The sequence below is a fragment of the Piscinibacter gummiphilus genome (assembly GCF_032681285.1).
Lineage (GTDB): Bacteria > Pseudomonadota > Gammaproteobacteria > Burkholderiales > Burkholderiaceae_C > Rhizobacter > Rhizobacter gummiphilus_A.
Map to the genome: position 1 here is coordinate 4578878 of NZ_CP136336.1, position 17995 is coordinate 4596872.

The window sequence follows — 17995 nt, forward strand, 5'->3', positions numbered from 1 at the left end:
GATGAGTTCCACCCCGACGCCCCCGCCGGCGAAACGCCGCATCGTCACCTGCCCCACCTGCGGGGGCGAAAGCGTCTATGCCCCCGAGAACGCCTTCAGGCCGTTTTGCAGCGAACGCTGCAAGAACGTCGACTTCGGCGCCTGGGCCAGCGAAAGCTACCGCGTGCCCGCCAAGCCGCCCGCGCCCGGTGAATCGGCGGGCGACGCGTCAGACGACGCCCACTGAAGGCGGCTGTAGATAGCCGCTAGCTCCTGAATTCGCAGCCAAGGGGCCGCAACCACTTAGCGTGTCCGCTGCCTTGGCGCCCCGAACGCCGGTGCCGCTTACTCTCGAATTCAAGGCATTCTGCGCCGCTTCGTTTCGAACTCGATGCGTCACAGGACGTCACCGCCCACAGCGGCTACTTTTTACGCAGCCAATCCGGAAAAATCTATTCCTGGCTGCTGAAGCGAACTTAGGTGGGGAATTGAGGGGGATAGAAACAGGTTGTCCACTGAATTTCGCCATGCTTGTCCACAAAGACCTCGGATCGGTCTCAGTAGAATGGCTCGCCCAACGCAAAACGCCAAGGCTGGAACCTTGGCGTGTTGCGCCCAGAACCATTCGGCTCTAGGGGATGGGGCCTTTGCAGACCTCCGAGTCAAGCCTTGGAATTATATGCAGCGGCTGGGCAAACAGAGTCTTCTAGCTTTCCCGAAAGGCTAAGACTGTTGCTATGCCACGCATTTCCGCCAACAAGCTGGGCGAATACCTCGTCACGACCAGCCCGACTCGGCGCCGCCGAATCATCCTCGACCAAAAACAACCCAGCCAGGCCGTGGTGCCCCTTTATCGCCTGGCAGACGAGCCGCTGGCCGCTTTCTTCGCCGGCGGCGGCGATCAGACCGAGCTGGACCGCGCGGTTGTCCGGTTGAAGTCGGACACCAGTGGGACCACCTGGGCCATAGACGACCGGCGCAGAACGGCCGAAGCCCTTGAAGCCATCCTCGGCTTGGCGCACAAGCTGCCCAAGGACGGTATTGCGTACACCCCGGGGCAAGAACACCCGCCCCAGCTGCAGATCAAGGGCCTGAACATTTCGGTCGCCCCCCATTTCCTGCTGCGATTCGAGCATCGGGGCGTTCCCTGCGTCGGGGCGCTCAAGTTCCACTACCCCAAGTCCGCCGACCTCGCACTTGAGCAAAAGGGCGGTGAGTATGTCGCTACCCTGCTGCACCAGTGGTTGACCCTTCATGGCCCGCGGAACCACAAGCCGATGCCCAGCCACTGCCTGTCGATCGACGTGTTCCGGGGCGCGGTGGTGGCGGCGCCCAACGCATCGACGCGGCGTATGGCTGACATTGCCGCCGCCTGCGAAGAGATTGCTGCGCACTGGCAGCAGCTCTAGCCGGACTAGCGGCGCCACGCGCAATCGTGGCGCCTCATCATTTCCGGCCGAGTGGGCGCCACATCTTTCTTGCCACCAGTCGGCGAACGGCGTAGCACCGCTTTCTGATTCACGACTGCAAAGGCCTCGGTGAGCATCGAGCTCTCCACATGCTGGCTCGAGGAGAGGCTTTGGCTCGTCATACCGGTTGGCGCCTGATGCAGCGCCGCTCACCTCTGAACTTAATGCGACTGAAGCCGTAGTCCCTGAAATCTTGCTGCGTTGAGCAACTCCACCCGCAGGATCCACGGCCAGTCACCACGTTGCCCAATCCTTGTGCGAGATAGTCGCCTCTCGTTCGGCGAGCTTTTCCTCGGCATCGCGAAGCCTATCCTCCGCGTCTTCTAAGGCGGCACGTCGACCGTCGCTGTACCCATAAAGCTTGACCGCCGCAACGACGGCGTTGACCTGCTCTTCAGCGCCAGCAACCTCATTGGACAAGTCGCGCCAGATGGTGTCCTTCGGGAAGTCGTGTGTTTCCATCCAAATTTCTATGGAAGCGCTTCAAGAAATGCCTTCGCCTGGTTCGTATTCACGGAATGAACGTACCAAGCAATCCCGGCCTGTTGAGCAGGATTGCTTGTTGCAGCGAACGCTTCAACGAATTCGTTATACCGGGCTGATTCAACCTGCATGTCGGAATGAGCGAGGTCGATGTTGAAAGCGGTAATGCTCGCCGAAGGTCCCATGGTCTTCGCAGCGTTCAATGAGAATCCTGATTTGGCGGCAGTCACCTCAACTTGCGCGAGGCAGTCCTGAAGAAGCAGCGCATCTGTGCCCGAAATAATGATGTCGTCAACATACACGCTGACATTCAGGCCAGACGTCTTTGCAAAGCGACAGAGCAGAGTTCCGAGCGCGCTATCAAAGAGCGCAAGCGAAGCAAGAAGAGGCGACTGCACAAAGCCGTAGGGCAAGATGAATCGCTGTGGAATGGCAGTCGGATGGTTAACCACGCTGTCTCGGGCCATCTCACGCGCTCGCAAATAGCTAAACCGGGACTTCAGGCTTCTCGTCACCCGCGAACGATTCACACTGCCGAAAAAATCTTCAATATCGACTCGTGCAAAGACGGTGGCGTCAAGGTGAGCCCGAAGTGCTGCGACATGCCCGCCTGATCGCAGGTGGTAGAAAAACTTTGGCGGCTTCCATACCTCTTGGATTGCCGCCTTTATCAGAAGGCCCTTGGCTCGGGCTTCGGTCGTCGGCTCAAAGACCCATCTGCCCGCTTTGAGTTCAAAGCGGTTAGACCAAGACGGCGGGGCGACCATGATAGTTAGAAGCCATGTTCACGAGTGCAGCTACGAGGCGCATTGCTGCGCTCACGAAGTTAATGCACGCGAGAACTAGGCGGTAGTTGCGAAACTTGTTCATCAAATACCCTCCGTATTACTCGCTCTGGCTTGCCTAGCGCGATGCGCATGGAACCTTTTACCAAAACAGCATGGCCAACATATTGCGAACAATAGGTTAGCTAAATCACAGAGTGACAGAGTGACGGAGTAGACGTGCAAGCCGCCTATTGCCAGAGCGCTGTCACTGTATCACTCGACCTCCAACCGATCGACATGTTCCGTGGCGCGGTGGTGGCGGCGGCGCCAACGCATCGACGCGCCGCATGGCCGACATTTCCGCCGCCTGCGAAGAGATCGCGCGCACTGGCAGCAGCTCTAGCCTGCTTGGCGAGGCGCCGCTGGACTTCAAAGCGCCTCGCCATCCCCCCAAGACTCCCGGTGATGCCTTTCTCGCCACCAGTCGGCGAGTGGCGCAGCGCGGCCATTCCGTAGCAGCCCCAGGGCTTCGATCTGTCGAACCGCCGAGATGGGGCGAGCCTGCCCATTGATGACCGCGCCATTGCAGTAGAGCGCTGCCAGCAGGGCGCGCCCGTGGCCTAGCTGGAGCGACACCACCTCCGACACGTTCCTGAGTTCGAGAATGTTGACGGCGGGTGCGTCGCCGAGCCTCTTGGCACACAGAACGCATTGACTCAGGTACACACACTTGCCAGCACGCTCATCTGTGCGGACGAGACTCCACGGCGACTCACGCGTACTTGGACGCCGCGCTTCGTTCCCATGCTGAAGCGGCTTGCCGAGACGGCTACGCAAGGCGAACAAAGTGGCAAGTGAACGTCGTTCATGACCACCGTCGATACTGTTTAAATGTACAGTATCGTATTCCTCGGGTAACCCGAAGGCAACACCAGCAACGCCCAGTCTCAACGCTGTAGTTAGGCGAGTTCAGAAGTCAGTGGCGAAAATTCGAGAGTCAACGAACTCCGACAGCGGCGCCACCCTCTTGAAAGCGCTCCGCGCACCCCTATAATTCCGCTGCTAGCACTCGGCGGCGCTGAGTGCTAACCAGATTGCCAGCCCGGTTTGCGGCATGGCTTTCAGCAAAGTACATGAGCACAAACTTGCGTGCTCATCCCATTCAGAACTCGGCTTTGAGTCCTCAAGGAGATGCTATGAAACTTCGTCCGTTGCACGATCGCGTGATCGTCAAGCGCCTGGAAAACGAAACCAAGACCGCCTCGGGCATCGTGATCCCCGACAACGCCGCCGAGAAACCCGACCAGGGTGAAGTGCTGGCTGTCGGCCCCGGCAAGCGCAACGACAAGGGCGACTTCGTGGCCCTGAACATCAAGGTGGGCGACCGCGTCCTGTTCGGCAAGTACAGCGGCCAGACCGTCAAGGTCGACGGCGATGAGCTCCTGGTGATGCGCGAAGAAGACCTCTTCGCCGTGGTCGAGAAGTAATCACTTCTCCCTGCACCTTCCAATCAACTGAATTCGGAGAGATACAAACATGGCAGCAAAAGACGTGGTCTTCGGCGGTGAAGCCCGTGCCCGCATGGTCGAAGGCGTGAACATCCTCGCCAACGCCGTCAAGGTGACCCTGGGCCCCAAAGGCCGCAACGTGGTGCTCGAGCGCTCGTTCGGCGCCCCCACCGTGACCAAGGACGGTGTGTCGGTCGCCAAGGAAATCGAGCTGAAGGACAAGCTCCAGAACATGGGCGCCCAGATGGTCAAGGAAGTCGCTTCCAAGACCAGCGACAACGCCGGTGACGGCACCACCACCGCCACCGTGCTGGCCCAGGCCATCGTGCGCGAAGGCATGAAGTACGTGGCCGCCGGCATGAACCCGATGGACCTGAAGCGCGGCATCGACAAGGCGGTCACCGCCCTGGTCGAGCAGCTGAAGAAGGCTTCGAAGGCCACCACCACCAGCAAGGAAATCGCGCAAGTCGGCTCGATCTCGGCCAACAGCGATGAGTCGATCGGCAAGATCATCGCCGACGCGATGGACAAGGTCGGCAAGGAAGGCGTGATCACCGTCGAAGACGGCAAGTCGCTCGACAGCGAACTCGAAGTCGTCGAAGGCATGCAGTTCGACCGCGGCTACCTGTCGCCCTACTTCATCAACAACCCCGAGAAGCAGGCCGCCCTGCTCGACAACCCCTTCGTCCTGCTCTACGACAAAAAGGTCAGCAACATCCGTGACCTGCTGCCCACCCTGGAGCAAGTCGCCAAGGCTGGCCGTCCGCTGCTGATCATTGCGGAAGAAGTCGAAGGCGAAGCGCTGGCGACCCTCGTCGTCAACACCATCCGCGGCATCCTGAAGGTCGTGGCCGTGAAGGCCCCTGGCTTCGGCGACCGCCGCAAGGCCATGCTGGAAGACATCGCCATCCTGACCGGCGGCAAGGTCATCGCTGAAGAAGTCGGCCTGACGCTCGAGAAGGTCACGCTGGCCGACCTCGGCCAAGCCAAGCGCGTCGAAGTGGGCAAGGAAAACACCACCATCATCGACGGCGCCGGCGCCGCTGGCGACATCGAAGCCCGCGTCAAGCAGATCCGCGTGCAGATCGAAGAAGCCACCAGCGACTACGACCGCGAGAAGCTGCAAGAGCGCGTGGCCAAGCTGGCCGGCGGCGTGGCCGTCATCAAGGTCGGTGCTGCCACCGAAGTCGAGATGAAGGAAAAGAAGGCCCGCGTGGAAGACGCCCTGCACGCCACCCGCGCTGCAGTGGAAGAAGGCATCGTCGCCGGTGGCGGCGTGGCCCTGCTGCGTGCCCGCCAGTCGGCCGGCACCATCAAGGGTGACAACGCCGACCAGGAAGCCGGCGTCAAGCTGATCCTGAAGGCCATCGAAGCCCCGCTGCGCGAGATCGTGGCCAACGCCGGTGGCGAGCCGAGCGTGGTGATCAACGCCGTGCTGAACGGCAAGGGCAACTACGGCTTCAACGCCGCCAACGACACCTACGGCGACATGATCGAGATGGGCATTCTCGACCCGACCAAGGTGACCCGCACCGCGCTGCAAAACGCCGCGTCGGTCGCTTCGCTGATGCTGACCACCGAGTGCATGGTCGCCGAGTCCCCGAAGGACGACGCGCCGGCTGCCGGCGGTGGCATGGGCGGCATGGGTGGCATGGGCGGCATGGGCATGGACATGTAAGACGTCCAGGCTCGGCGCCTGCTCCTCAAGAGCAACGCCTCCTGCAAAGGGCTGCTTCGGCAGCCCTTTTTTCTTCGCGCTCGGGGGCCAACACCGGCTGCAAGCGCGGGCGTCGCTCAGGCACCGCGCAGGCTTCGCGCGGCACGCACAGGTCGACGCGGCGCAGGTTGGCCACACGGTCGTAGGGCGCAGTTTCGAAACAAGGCGCGCAACCCGGCGCACTGGCCTGCACCAGCAGGTCCGGCGAGACGTCGCCACGCGGCTGGCGGAAGCGGAAGAGATAGCGCCCCTGCCCGTCGGTGATCGCGTGGCCCAGTTGCTCGCGCAGCCCGGTGCCCCGATAGGCGCCCCCGGCCTCTTCGCTCGCGCTGCGGTGGTAGCGCTCGAAGTGCAGCAGCACCGACGCGGCAGGGACGGTGTCGCACGGCTGCCGCAAAAGTTGGTCGCGCAGGTGGGCGATGGCACCAAGCTCGGCGTGGGTGAGGATCGTGGCGCCCGCTTCCATCGCGTGGGCCTGGAAGGGCACGCGTCCCACCGACGCCTGCAGCATCCTGACCGCCGCCTCCTGATCGGCGCCGCAACGGTCGGCTTCGTCGAGCCGCGATTCGAAGCGCAAGCCCACCGCTGCCGTGGGCAGGCCGCTCGGCAACACCAGCGGCGTGAGGTCGCCATGCAGCCCGGCCGTCGTTCGCCAGCGCTGCGGATAGAGCTTGCCGAGCACCGCCTCCAGCGCCGGATAACGCGCGCACACCGCCGGCACGTCGACCGGTGCGTCGAGCACCAGGTAGTCGTCGCGGCGTGGGTTGAAGGGCATGGCCGCGTCATGGGCCGTCACCTCGCCATACACCACGTGCTCGCACCGGCTGATGGGCAGGGAGCAGTCGAGCACGAGGTCGTCGTACGCGTCATCGAGCCCCCCGTCGTTTGAGGCGATCTCCACCCGCAGCAGCCCCGATTCCACGCTCGGCAGGCCCAGGCGCAGCTGCGACTCGCGCCAGGCCTCGCGGGTCGGGCGGTGCTGCACGCGCAGCGTCCAGTGCGCGCCCGTCACATGCAGGCGCTGGCCCACGATGCCGTCGTGCACGCCGTTGCCCACGTCCGCCCCGTCGATGACGACACGCTGCGCGTAGGCGGCGTCGCGGGCCCGCACCTGCACCGTCCAGCTGCCTTGCATGGTGATGGCCATGTCCGAATTCTCCTGAAGTGGACTGAAGACCCGAGGGGATGCCCCGGGGCCGCCACCATGTTCCGGGCACGACGCGGCCCGTGTCCTTGAAGCGCCCTGAAACATCCTGAATCCGCGCCCCGGGGAACAGCCCGGTTTGACAAGCCCCCCTCGGGCCGCAAAATGAGCCATGTCCGTCCCCCCGCTTCTCCAGCGCTTCGTCGACGACGAACTCCACCGCTCCGCGGACCTCATCTCCAGGACCTGCAGCGCCACGCTGGAGCAGCTGCGCCAGCCGCGCGACCACCTGCTGACGAGCAGCGAGCGGCAGCACTATTTCGAGCTGGTGCAGGTGCTGCAACAGCAGCAGGGCGTCTACCAGAAGGCCTTCGTCGAAGCCCTGCGCCGCCTGGTGCTGGCCGAGATGGGCCCGGCCACGCAAGCCGAGGCGGACAGCTTCCGCATGAGCGGGCTGCAGCTGATGGACGAGACCCGGGTCGAATCCGACATCGAGATCTCACGCGCCATCCAGCAGATCGACAGCGCCGCCGAGTGGGAGCTGCGCGAGTTGCAGACCTTCACCTCCACGCTGCGCGGGCAGGGGCACGTGACGGCCGAGTCCAACCCGCTGCGGCCGCAATCGTTCGCCCGGGCCCTGTGGGAAGCCGGGTCCGCCTTGCCCATCACCGGAGTCCAGCAGAGCATCCTGCTCCGGGTGTCGGCCACCGTGATCGGCGGGCTGCTGCGCACGGCCTTCGCCGCGGCCAGCACGCGGCTCGAATCGCAAGGCATCGAGCCCGGCATCTACCGCACCGTGGTGATCGCCCCCGGTGCCGGCCGCGACGCCCCGCCCGAGATGGATGTGACGCGCCCCGGCGCGCTCGATGGCCTGATGCGCAGCATGCCCGGTGGGGGTGCCGACACCGGCAGCAGCCCGGTCACCGGCGAAGCCAAGCGGCGCGCTTTGCCCACCACCACGCCCGCGCTCGAGCAGGCCTTGATGCGTGTCGAAGAACTACTGCGCCGCATGCCCACCGGCGACGCAGCCGCCATCGCTGCCTCGCCGCCGCCCCTGCGCCTGGCCCACCACCGCGCCGCGCTGATGGCCACCGCGGGCGAGACGGTCGACCGGCAGATCATCGAGCTGCTGTCGCGCCTCTTCGAGACGATCCTCTCCGACCGCAGCCTCTCCACGCCCCTTCAGGGCGTGATCGCCCGGCTGCAGGTGTCGGCCCTGCGCATTGCACTGCTCGACCCGAGCATGCTCGACGCCTACGACCACCCGGTGTGGCAGCTGCTCGACCGCATCGTCACCGCTGCAAGCGCCTACCCGCACCCCTACGACACACGCCTCATCGCGCTGCAGGAGTTCTGCGACAAGCTCGTGCAACAGATGAGCGCCGCGCCGCAGCAAGACAGCGCCCTCTACCGCCACAGCCTGGGCCGGCTCGATGCCTTCCTCGCCGACCAGCTGCGCCGCCAACGGCGCGAGGCCGAGCCCAGCGTCGAGACCCTCATGCGCGCCGAGCAGGCCGAAGCGCTGCAGCGCACGCTGGCCGGGCGCCTGGTCGAGCAGATGGCCCACGTGCCCGCGAGCCCCACGCTGCGCCGCTTCATCACCGGCACCTGGTCGCACGTGCTCACGCAGTCGGTGCAGCAGCATGGCGACCAGAGCCCGCAGACCACCGGCTACCTGAAGACCGTCGACGAGCTGCTCTGGAGCCTGAAGCTGCCCGACCACCCCAAGAGCCGCCAGCGCCTGCTGGAGCTGCTGCCGGGGCTGCTGCAGCGCCTGCGCGACGGCATGGCGCTGGTGCAGTTGCCGCCGGCCGAGCAGCAGGCGGTGTTCGACGAGCTGATGAAGGTCCATTCCGACGCATTGCGGCCGGGAGCGCGCCCCGCGCCGGCGGGTGGCAAGTCCGACGACCAGCTCACCCCGGAAGAGATCGTCCAGCGCATGCGCGAGGAAGAGCATCCGGAAGCCCTGCCCGAGCCCGACCCGCTCGACGGCTCGGCCTTCAGTGATTCGCTGATCGACCTCGCGTCGATGGAAACCGTGCCCGCCGCGCTGATGGACAGCGCCGAGCCGGGTTCATCGGCCGACGAAGCCAAGCAGTGGGTGCAACGCATGGCCCCAGGCGAGCGCTACCGCATCTTCCTGCATGGCGCATGGACCTGTGTGCAGCTGCTGTGGCGCAGCGACCAGGGCCACTTCTTCCTTTTCGCCGGTGAGCTGCCGCAGCAGACGCATTCGGTGAGCCTGCGGGCATTGGAGCGGCTGCGCGCCGAGAAGCTGTTGCGCCCGCTGCACGAGCAACCGCTGATCCAGCGTGCGGTCGACGGCCTGCTGCTCAACCTGGCCCGGCCGGTCGGGTGAGGTTCAGGCCGCGTGCACCCAGTCGTGAAGCACGCAGGCCGCGTCGCCCACGCCTGATTTCTTGAGCGCCGAGAAGAGCGACATGCTCACATCGGCCTCGTCGGTCGACAGCTCGCCCAGCACCGACTGCGCAGTTTCGAGAGCCTCGTTCGCCTCGCGGCGGTTGAGCTTGTCGGCCTTGGTCAGGAGCACCAGCAGCTTGACCGAACCGTTGCCCACCCGCGAGGCCACGAACTCCAGCAACTGGCGATCGAGGTCGGTGAAGCCGAGTCGCGAGTCGACCATCAGCACCACGCCGGTGAGGCTGCGGCGCAGCTCCAGGTAATCGGCCATGACCTTCTGCCAGCGCCGCTTCGCATCCTTGGCCACCGCGGCGTAGCCATAGCCCGGCAAGTCGGCGAACAAGGCGTCGGGGGCCGTCTTCGGGCCCAGCTCGAAGAGGTTGATGTGCTGCGTGCGGCCCGGCGTCTTCGAGGCGAAGGCGAGCTGCTTCTGCTGCGTCAGCGTGTTGATGGCGGTCGACTTGCCGGCATTCGAGCGGCCGACGAAGGCGATCTCGGGCAGCTCGGTGGCAGGCAGCTGGTGCAGCTGGCTCGCGGTGGTGAGGAAACGCGCGGTGTGCGTCCAGGCCAGTGCGGCCTTCTCGGCGTCCTCGGGTGTGTCGACCGAAGGGTTGGAATTGTTTTGTTCGGTCATGGAGGGGCCCAAAGCCCGGCATTGTAAAATCCCTGGGTTTTGCATCAAAAGACCGAGCCCATGAAGCCCTTCGCCACCTTGACCTCCTTGCTGATTGCTTGCGCTGCGGGTGCCTTCTTCGCACCTGCGATGGCCGCCACCCCGGCCGCCCCCGCCAAGCCCGATCCCGCCAAGGGCCAAGAGCTGTCCACCAAGGTCTGTGGCGCCTGCCACACCGCCGATGGCTCGCGTGGCGCTCCTGCCAACCCCATCCTCCAGGGCCAGCACCCGGAGTACATCGTCAAGCAGCTCGCCGAGTTCAAGGAAGGCAAGCGCGCCAACCCCGTCATGCAGGGCATGGCCGCGCCGCTGTCGGACGCCGACATGAAGAACGTGGCCGCCTTCTACGCTGGCGTGCAACCCAAGCCCGGCTTCGCCAAGAGCAAGGACACCGTCGCCCTGGGCGAGAAGATCTACCGCGGCGGCATCGCCGAGCGCAACGTGCCGGCCTGTTCGGGCTGCCACGGCCCCACCGGCTCGGGCGTGCCCTCGCAGTACCCGCGCCTGCGCGGCCAGCATGCCGACTACACCGAAGCACAGCTCAAGGCCTTCCGCGACGGTGGCCGCAAGAACAGCCCCATCATGACCGGCGTGGTCGCCAAGATGAACGACAAGGAGCTGAAGGCCGTGTCGGACTACATCGCCGGCATGCGCTGAACGCAGCGTCTGCACAAGTACGAGGCCGGTCACTGACCGGCCTTTTTGTTTGCGCTGCCGATTGCCGCGCCGCAGCACCTGTGCCTATAGTGTGGCCACCGACACTCCTGTCTGCGCCATGCCCTACATCCGCCGCGGCCCCGACGGTTCCATCGAAAGCCTGCACCGCCACGACCATGGCGGCATGGAGTTCCTTCCCGAAGGCCACAGCGACCTGATGGCCTTCGTGGGGCACAACATGCAGACCAACAGCGAATTCGGCCGGCTCGACGCCGACTTCGTGCGTGTGATCGAAGACGTGATCGACACGCTCATCGTCAAGAACATCATCAACATCACCGACCTGCCGGGCGAAGCCCAAGCCAAGCTCTTCGCCCGCAAGAGCTTCCGCGAGCGGGTGTCGCGCAACTCGCTGCGCCTCTTCTCCGACACCCAGTTCGGCACCGTCATCGACGACACCAACTTCAGCGATCTCTGAGCAACCCGCCTGCCTGCACCTGATGTGAACCAGTTGTAAGCTCGACCGCTCCAAAAGCGACCGAGCTGCATCTGCACAGGAGCTGTCATGCATTTCCATCCCGATCGAGGCTTCCAACACAAGGCCGCCTCCGAGATCACCCCGCGCGACGTCTACGAGCGCCGCCGCGAGCTGCTCAAGCTGATCGCCGTCGGCGGCGGCAGCATGGCGCTGGCCGCCTGGGCGGCACGCGATGCCCAGGCTCAGACCGCGCGCCCCAACAAGCTGGCCGCCCTGCCCGCCACGCGCAGCACCATTGCCGGCGGCGTGACGATGGACAAGCTCACGCCCTACAACGACGTCATCAGCTACAACAATTTCTACGAGTTCGGCACCGGCAAGGGCGATCCGGTGCAAAACGCCGGCAAGCTCAAGACGCGCCCGTGGACGGTGGCCGTTGAAGGCGCGGTGAAGAAGCCCAAGGTCTACGACCTCGACGAGCTGCTCAAGCTCGCCCCGATGGAAGAGCGCATCTACCGCCTGCGCTGCGTCGAAGGCTGGTCGATGGTGATTCCGTGGGTGGGCTATTCGCTGTCGGAACTCATCAAGCGCGTCGAGCCCACCGGCAACGCGAAGTTCGTGGAATTCACGACGCTCGCCGACGATAAGCAGATGCCTTACCTCGGCTCGCACGTGCTCGACTGGCCCTATGTGGAAGGCCTGCGCCTCGATGAGGCGATGAACCCGCTCACCTTGATGGCCTTCGGCCTCTACGGCGAGGTGCTGCCCAACCAGAACGGTGCACCGCTGCGCATCGCCGTGCCCTGGAAGTACGGCTTCAAGAGCGGCAAGTCCATCGTCAAGATCCGCTTCACCGAGAAGCAGCCCAACACCTCGTGGAACCTCGCCGCCGCGCAGGAGTACGGCTTCTATTCCAACGTGAACCCGAAGGTCGACCACCCGCGCTGGAGCCAGGCCACCGAGCGGCGGATCGGCGAAGACGGCGTGTTCGCGAAGAAGCGGCCCACGTTGATGTTCAACGGCTACGAGCCGCAGGTGGGGCAGCTCTACGCCGGCATGAACCTGGTCAAGAACTACTGACCCGCGCATGCCGGCCAGTCGTTCCCCGTGGCTGCACCCCGCAGCCAAGCCGCTGCTGTTCGTCGTCTGCGCGCTGCCCTTCGCGTGGTTGCTCTACGGTGCGTTTGCCGACACGCTCGGCCCCAACCCCGCCGAGGCGCTGATCCGCGGCACCGGCGACTGGACGCTGCGCTTCCTCTGCCTCACGCTGGCCATCACGCCGCTGCGGGTGATGACGAAGCAACCGGCACTTGCGCGTTTTCGCCGCATGCTGGGGCTCTACGCCTTCTTCTACGCCGTGCTGCACTTCCTGTCGTATGGCTGGCTCGACATGGGCTTCGACCTCGACGCGATCGTGCGCGACATTCCCAAGCGACCGTTCGCGCTGGTCGGCTTCCTCGCGCTGCTGCTGATGGCGCCGCTGGCGGCCACCTCGTTCAACCGCGCGATCAAGGCGCTGGGCGCCAAGCGCTGGCAGTGGCTGCACAAGCTCGTCTACGCGGTCGTGCTGCTGGGCCTGCTGCACTTCTTCTGGATGCGCGCCTCGAAGAACAACCTGGCCGAAGTGTTCGTCTACGCTGTGGTCATCGCCCTGCTCCTGGGCTGGCGCATCGTGCATGCGCTCGGGCGCAAAAAAGCGGGCTGAGCCGCAGCCCCAGCCCGCAACCGCGCACTCCTCGCTTGCTCAGTACTTCCGGTTCGGGAACTCCTTGGCCGCCACCTCGGCCGGGAACACGCCCTCGATCGTCTTGATCCACCGCGGCAGCGGCTCGCCGGCCGCGGCCTTTTTCGCCGCTTCCATGAGCTGCGGGCCGAGCAGCGGGCTGCACTCCACGCTCACGTTCATCTTGCCGGCGATCATGGCCTCGAAGGCACCCTTCACGGCATCGACGCCGATGACGAGGATGTCCTTGCCTGGCTTGAGCCCGGCTTCCTCGATGGCCTGGATGGCGCCGATGGCCATGTCGTCGTTGTGCGCGTAGAGCACGTTGATCTTCTTCGCGTCGGCCTTGAGAAAGGCTTCCATCACCTCCTTGCCCTTGGCGCGGGTGAAGTCGCCGGTCTGCGAGCGGATGATCTTGTAGCGCGGGTTGGTCTTGATGACCTCCTCGAAGCCCTTCTTGCGGTCGTTGGCCGGGTCGGAGCCCACCGTGCCCTGCAGCTCGACGATGTTGACGTCGCCCTGCGTCGACTTGGTGTGGTCGAGCAGCCAGCGCGCCGCGCGCCGCCCCTCCTCCACGAAGTCGGAGCCGACGAAGGTGGTCCAGGTGGAGGTGTCTTTCACCTCCACGTTGCGGCTTTCCAGGATCACCGGGATCTTGGCGCGCTTGGCCTCCATCAGCACCGTGTCCCAGCCGGTGGTGACGAGCGGCGCGAGGATGATCACGTCGACCTTCTGCGCGATGAAGCTGCGCAGCGCCTTGATCTGGTTCTCCTGCTTCTGCTGCGCGTCCGAGAACTTGAGCTCCACGCCGGCGTCCTTGGCCGCCTGCTTGATGGACTCGGTGTTGGCCGTGCGCCATTCGCTCTCGGCCCCCGTCTGGGCGAAGCCGATCACCAGTTTCTTGGCCGCAAACGACACGCCAGGCGTGCTCAGGGCCAGGGTGGCCGCCATCGCCAGCAGCGTGCGGCGATTCGGGGTCAATGTCTCCATTCCAGTCTCCTTCTGTCGTCTTGGGGATGAACACCTCATCCGGGGTACCACACCACGCGCGGGTCGTCGGGTGAACGCTCAAAGGACCACGCCGCCTCGACCATGCGCGCGAGGTCGTATCGGGGCCGCCACTCGAGCAGCAGCCTCGCCTTGCGGTTGTCGAGCCATGTCGAGTGGTAGGGCGTGCGGATGGGCACGAGCGGCAGGCCGCGTGTGCGCGCGAGGTAGTCGCCCAGCTCGCCGTAGTCGACGGGCTCGTCCATGCACACATGCATCAGCTGCTGGTGCGCGCGTGGATTGTCGAGCGCCAGCAGCAGGGCCGACACGAGATCGTCCACGTGCACGAAGTTGCGCTTCACCGGCCGGCCTTCGGCATCGAGCATCACCGGCACCGCGCCGGTCTCCCGATAACGCAGCGCATCGGCATCGCCGACGAGCTCGCACCAGCGAGGCCCGCCGAACACGTCGTCACCGAAGGACAGTTGGTACTTGAAGTCGTCCTTCTCCATGATCCACGGCGCGCGCAGGCAGCAGCCGTTGAGGCCGTACTGAATCTGGTACTGCTCCAGCATCACCTCCTCCAGCACCTTCGAGAGCGCATAACAGCCGGGGTAGGCGCTGTGCGCGACCTCCTCGGTGACAGGGGCACTGCGGGGGTAGAAGAAGTGGCCGATGGCCGCATCGCCGCCCACCAGCACGAACTGCTTCAGGCTCGCGCTGGTGCGCGCCGCCTCCAGCAGCCAGAACATGCCCTTCACCGCCACGTCCATCACCTCGTCGGGCGTTTCCTTGGAGGTGGCGAGGTGCAGCACGTGGGTCACATCCTCCATCGCGCGGTTCACGTCGGCGCGCTCCTGCATCGCGCCCTTCACCACCTCCAGCCGCGGCTTCGGCGGCAGCGTGCGCTTGTGGCACAACGCACGCACGCGAAAGTGGGTGAAGGCCGGGTCGGCGAGCAGGCGCGCGATGAAGGCCTGGCCGACCTTGCCGGCCGCGCCGGTGACGAGCAGCAGCGATTCAGCATGCGCCATGGTTCAGATCCTCTCGCCGGTGACGCGGTCGAAGACGCTGGCCCGCGCGGTGTCGACCACCATGCGCACGGTGTCGCCCGGCAGCACCGGCGAGTTCGGGTGCGTGCGCGCGACCATGCGCACGCCGGCCCAGTCGAAGAAGAGCATGGTGTCGGTGCCGGTGGGCTCGACCACGTCGACACGGCATTCGAACTGCGCCGCATCGCCCTGCCCCGCCTCGGCCGGCGCGAGGTGCTCGGGCCGCAGCCCCAGCACCACCTCGCCGCCCAGCCGGTCGGCATGGCGTCCGTTGGCGCGCGGGAGCGGGAAGAAGGCGCGCTCACCGCCCTGCTCGCCCACGTGCACGCCCAGCGCATCGCCCTGCTGGATGAGCGTGGCCGGCAGGAAGTTCATCGCCGGCGAGCCGATGAAGTCGGCCACGAACATGTTGGCCGGCGTGTCGTAGACCGTCTTCGGGTCGGCGCATTGCTGCAGCACGCCGTCGCGCATCACCGCGATGCGGCTCGCGAGCGTCATCGCCTCGATCTGGTCGTGCGTCACGTACACGGCCGAGGTGCCCAGGCGCTGGTGCAGGCGCTTGATCTCGGTGCGCATCTCCAGGCGCAGCTTGGCGTCGAGGTTCGACAGCGGCTCGTCGAAGAGGAAGATGGAGGGGTCACGCACCATCGCGCGGCCCATCGCCACGCGCTGCCGCTGCCCGCCCGAGAGCTGGCCGGGCTTGCGGTCGAGCAGCTGCTCGATCTGCAGCAGCGAGGCCACGCGCTTGAGCGCTGCGTCGCGCTCGGCCTTGGCGGTGCCGCGCATCTTCAAGCCGAAGGTGATGTTGCGCTCGACCGTCATGTTCGGGTACAGCGCATACGACTGGAACACCATCGCGATGTCGCGGTCCTTGGGGTGCACGTCGTTGACGCTCTTGCGGTCGATGCGGATGTCACCCTCGGTGATGGGCTCCAGGCCCGCGATGAGGTTGAGCAGCGTCGACTTGCCGCAGCCCGAGGGCCCGACCAGCACGAGGAATTCGCCGTCGTCGACGGTGAGCGACACGTCTTTCACGATGGGCTGCCGCCCGAACGACTTCGACACGTTCACGAGTTCCAGAGACGCCACGTTCAGCCCTTCACGGCGCCCGCGGTGAGCCCGCGGACGAAATACTTGCCAGCCAGGAAATAGACCACCAGCGTGGGCAGCCCGGTGATCACCGCCGCGGCCATGTCGACGTCGTAGCGCTTGGTGGCCTGCGAGGTCTTCACGAGGTTGTTGAGCGCGACCGTGATGGTCTGGCCCGGCCCGTCGGTGAGCGTGGCGGCGAAGAGGAAGTCGTTCCAGATCTGCGTGAACTGCCAGATCACCGTCACCACGAAGATGGGTGCCGAGATCGGCAGCAGGATGTGCCAGAACACGCCGAAGAAGCCCGCGCCGTCGATGGTCGCGGCCTTCACGAGTTCGCGCGGCAGCGTCACGTAGTAGTTGCGGAAGAAGAGCGTGGTGAACCCGAGCCCGTAAACGATGTAGGCCGTCATCACGCCCCAGCCGGTGCTGCTGCCCATGCCCACCGCACCCAGCAGTTGCGCGAGCGGCAGGATCACCGCCTGGAACGGGATGAAGCAGCTGAAGAGCAGGAGGCCGAAGAGCAGATTGGCGCCGCGGAAGGGCCACATCGTGAGCGCGTAGCCGTTGATGGCGCCGATGAGCGTGGAGATCACCACCGCCGGCAGCACCACCGCAAGCGAGTTGGCGAAGTAGGGCTTCATGCCGCCGCAGTTGACGCTGATGCACACCTCACTCCAGGTCATGCGCCAGGTGTCCCACTGCAGCATCCTCGGCAGCGCGAAGAGGGAACTCTCGCGCATTTCCTCGGGCGGCTTGAACGAGGTGGCGAGCATCACGTAGAGCGGCGCCAGGTAGTAGGCGGCGAAGAGCAGCAGCAGTGCGTAGAGGCCATAGCGGCCGAGCCGGCCCGAAGCTGTCGCGGCGTAGGCGGAGCGGAACTCAGTCATGGCGCCTCCCCGGCCGCAGCTCCGAGTAGAGGTAGGGCACCACGATGGCCATCACCGTGCACAGCATCATCACCGCCGTGGCCGAGCCCACCGCGATGTTGTTGCGCTGGAAGCTCATCGCATACATGAAGATCGACGGCAGGTCGGTCGCGTAGCCCGGGCCGCCGTTGGTCATCGCGATCACGAGGTCGAAGCTCTTCACCGCCAGGTGCGCGAGCACCACGATGGCCGAGAAGAACGCCGGCCGGATCGACGGGATGATGATGCCCCAGTAGATCTGCGGCATGGAGGCGCCGTCCATGTAGGCCGCCTTCACCACGTCTTGATCCACACCGCGCAGCGCCGCGAGGAACATCGCCATGATGAGCCCCGAGGTCTGCCACACACCGGCGATGACGATGGTGTAGATCGCGTAGTCGGGGTCGATGATCCAGTCGAACTTGAAGCTCGTGAAGCCGAGCAGGTGCACCGAGCGTTCGAGCCCGAGGCCGGGGTTGAGCATCCACTTCCACACCGTGCCGGTGACGATGAAGCTGAGCGCCATCGGGTACAGGAAGATCGCGCGCAGCGTGCCCTCGAAGCGGATGCGCTGGTCGAGCAGCACCGCGAGCAGGAGGCCGAGCGCCAGGTTGAGCACCATGAAGAGCCCGCCGAAGATCAGCAGGTTGCGGATCGACACGCCCCAGCGCTCCATCTGCCACAGCCGCGTGTAGGCATCGAAGCCGATCAGCTCGTAGACCGGCATCATGCGAGAGCCGGTGAACGACATGTAGACCGTCCACGCGATGAAGCCGTAGACGAAGACGAGCGTCACCGCCGCGGTGGGCGCCATGATCAGCGCCGACAGGTTGTGCTGCAGCCAGCGGCGTGCGGGCGCCATGCCCGGCCGCTGCCGGGCGCCGACCTCGCCCGCGGCCAGCGGCCGGTGCCGGCTCACGCTCCACGGTGGTGTCGACAC

General features: G+C 65.4%; 18 protein-coding genes. 9 read left to right on the forward strand and 9 right to left on the reverse strand.

The genetic code is table 11. The annotated features are described in order from the left end of the window. Window position 1 precedes the first annotated feature (1 nt). A complete protein-coding gene (locus tag RXV79_RS21565; RefSeq protein ID WP_316700148.1) occupies window positions 2–226 on the forward strand; it encodes a DNA gyrase inhibitor YacG in 225 nt (74 codons plus the stop codon). A gap of 490 nt (window positions 227–716) precedes the next feature. Beyond that, on the forward strand, window positions 717–1388 hold the full coding sequence (locus RXV79_RS21570; RefSeq protein WP_316700149.1) for a hypothetical protein: 672 nt from the start codon (window positions 717–719) through the stop codon (window positions 1386–1388). Between the two features lie 294 nt (window positions 1389–1682). On the opposite strand, the gene RXV79_RS21575 is transcribed toward RXV79_RS21570, so the two are convergent. Beyond that, window positions 1683–1910, reverse strand: a complete 228-nt coding sequence (locus RXV79_RS21575; protein WP_316700150.1) for a hypothetical protein — start codon at window positions 1908–1910, stop codon at window positions 1683–1685. Window positions 1911–1918: 8 nt separating this feature from the next. After that, on the reverse strand, window positions 1919–2698 hold the full coding sequence (locus tag RXV79_RS21580; protein WP_316700151.1) for a reverse transcriptase domain-containing protein: 780 nt from the start codon (window positions 2696–2698) through the stop codon (window positions 1919–1921). Between the two features lie 1196 nt (window positions 2699–3894). On the opposite strand from RXV79_RS21580, the gene groES reads away from it, so the two are divergent. Beyond that, complete coding sequence (gene groES / locus RXV79_RS21585) at window positions 3895–4185, forward strand: co-chaperone GroES (RefSeq protein ID WP_009856121.1); 291 nt, start codon at window positions 3895–3897, stop codon at window positions 4183–4185. A gap of 49 nt (window positions 4186–4234) precedes the next feature. Beyond that, entirely contained in the window at window positions 4235–5884 is a 1650-nt protein-coding gene (gene groL, locus RXV79_RS21590) for a chaperonin GroEL (RefSeq protein ID WP_316700152.1), read from the forward strand. 25 nt (window positions 5885–5909) lie between these two features. Here groL and RXV79_RS21595 read toward each other — a convergent pair whose 3' ends face one another. Beyond that, on the reverse strand, window positions 5910–7070 hold the full coding sequence (locus RXV79_RS21595; protein WP_316700153.1) for a hypothetical protein: 1161 nt from the start codon (window positions 7068–7070) through the stop codon (window positions 5910–5912). A gap of 169 nt (window positions 7071–7239) precedes the next feature. Here RXV79_RS21595 and RXV79_RS21600 point away from each other — a divergent pair, with 169 nt between their 5' ends. Further along, entirely contained in the window at window positions 7240–9426 is a 2187-nt protein-coding gene (locus RXV79_RS21600) for a DUF1631 family protein (RefSeq protein ID WP_316700154.1), read from the forward strand. Window positions 9427–9429: 3 nt separating this feature from the next. Here the strand turns inward: RXV79_RS21600 and yihA are convergent, their stop codons facing one another. Beyond that, window positions 9430–10122 (reverse strand): ribosome biogenesis GTP-binding protein YihA/YsxC, encoded by a 693-nt coding sequence (yihA, locus tag RXV79_RS21605; RefSeq protein WP_316700155.1) that lies wholly within the window; start codon window positions 10120–10122, stop codon window positions 9430–9432. Between the two features lie 60 nt (window positions 10123–10182). Here yihA and RXV79_RS21610 point away from each other — a divergent pair, with 60 nt between their 5' ends. The 4 genes from RXV79_RS21610 (at window position 10183) to RXV79_RS21625 (ending at window position 13001) form a co-directional block, all read left to right on the forward strand. Continuing rightward, window positions 10183–10818 (forward strand): c-type cytochrome, encoded by a 636-nt coding sequence (locus tag RXV79_RS21610; protein WP_316700156.1) that lies wholly within the window; start codon window positions 10183–10185, stop codon window positions 10816–10818. Between the two features lie 118 nt (window positions 10819–10936). Next, the gene (locus RXV79_RS21615) at window positions 10937–11296 is read left to right on the forward strand and encodes a hypothetical protein (protein ID WP_296727560.1); all 360 of its coding nucleotides are present in this window, start codon (window positions 10937–10939) and stop codon (window positions 11294–11296) included. 87 nt (window positions 11297–11383) lie between these two features. Next, window positions 11384–12376 (forward strand): protein-methionine-sulfoxide reductase catalytic subunit MsrP, encoded by a 993-nt coding sequence (gene msrP / locus RXV79_RS21620; RefSeq protein ID WP_316700157.1) that lies wholly within the window; start codon window positions 11384–11386, stop codon window positions 12374–12376. A gap of 7 nt (window positions 12377–12383) precedes the next feature. Next, window positions 12384–13001, forward strand: coding sequence for a protein-methionine-sulfoxide reductase heme-binding subunit MsrQ (locus RXV79_RS21625; RefSeq protein ID WP_316700158.1), 618 nt, complete (start codon window positions 12384–12386; stop codon window positions 12999–13001). 39 nt (window positions 13002–13040) lie between these two features. Here RXV79_RS21625 and RXV79_RS21630 read toward each other — a convergent pair whose 3' ends face one another. The 5 genes from RXV79_RS21630 to RXV79_RS21650 are packed head-to-tail and all read right to left on the reverse strand — an operon-like array spanning window position 13041 to window position 17917. Then, on the reverse strand, window positions 13041–14000 hold the full coding sequence (locus RXV79_RS21630; protein WP_413816708.1) for an ABC transporter substrate-binding protein: 960 nt from the start codon (window positions 13998–14000) through the stop codon (window positions 13041–13043). Window positions 14001–14044: 44 nt separating this feature from the next. Further along, window positions 14045–15040 carry an NAD-dependent epimerase/dehydratase family protein gene (locus tag RXV79_RS21635; protein WP_316700159.1) on the reverse strand — a complete coding sequence of 332 codons (996 nt, stop codon included), beginning with the start codon at window positions 15038–15040 and terminating at the stop codon, window positions 14045–14047. Between the two features lie 3 nt (window positions 15041–15043). Then, a complete protein-coding gene (locus RXV79_RS21640; RefSeq protein ID WP_316700160.1) occupies window positions 15044–16147 on the reverse strand; it encodes an ABC transporter ATP-binding protein in 1104 nt (367 codons plus the stop codon). A 2-nt stretch (window positions 16148–16149) separates the two neighbouring features. After that, a complete protein-coding gene (locus RXV79_RS21645; RefSeq protein ID WP_316700161.1) occupies window positions 16150–17037 on the reverse strand; it encodes a carbohydrate ABC transporter permease in 888 nt (295 codons plus the stop codon). Further along, window positions 17030–17917 carry a carbohydrate ABC transporter permease gene (locus RXV79_RS21650; protein WP_316704185.1) on the reverse strand — a complete coding sequence of 296 codons (888 nt, stop codon included), beginning with the start codon at window positions 17915–17917 and terminating at the stop codon, window positions 17030–17032. The genes RXV79_RS21645 and RXV79_RS21650 overlap by 8 nt, the downstream gene beginning before the upstream one ends. Between the last annotated feature and the right edge of the window lie 78 nt (window positions 17918–17995).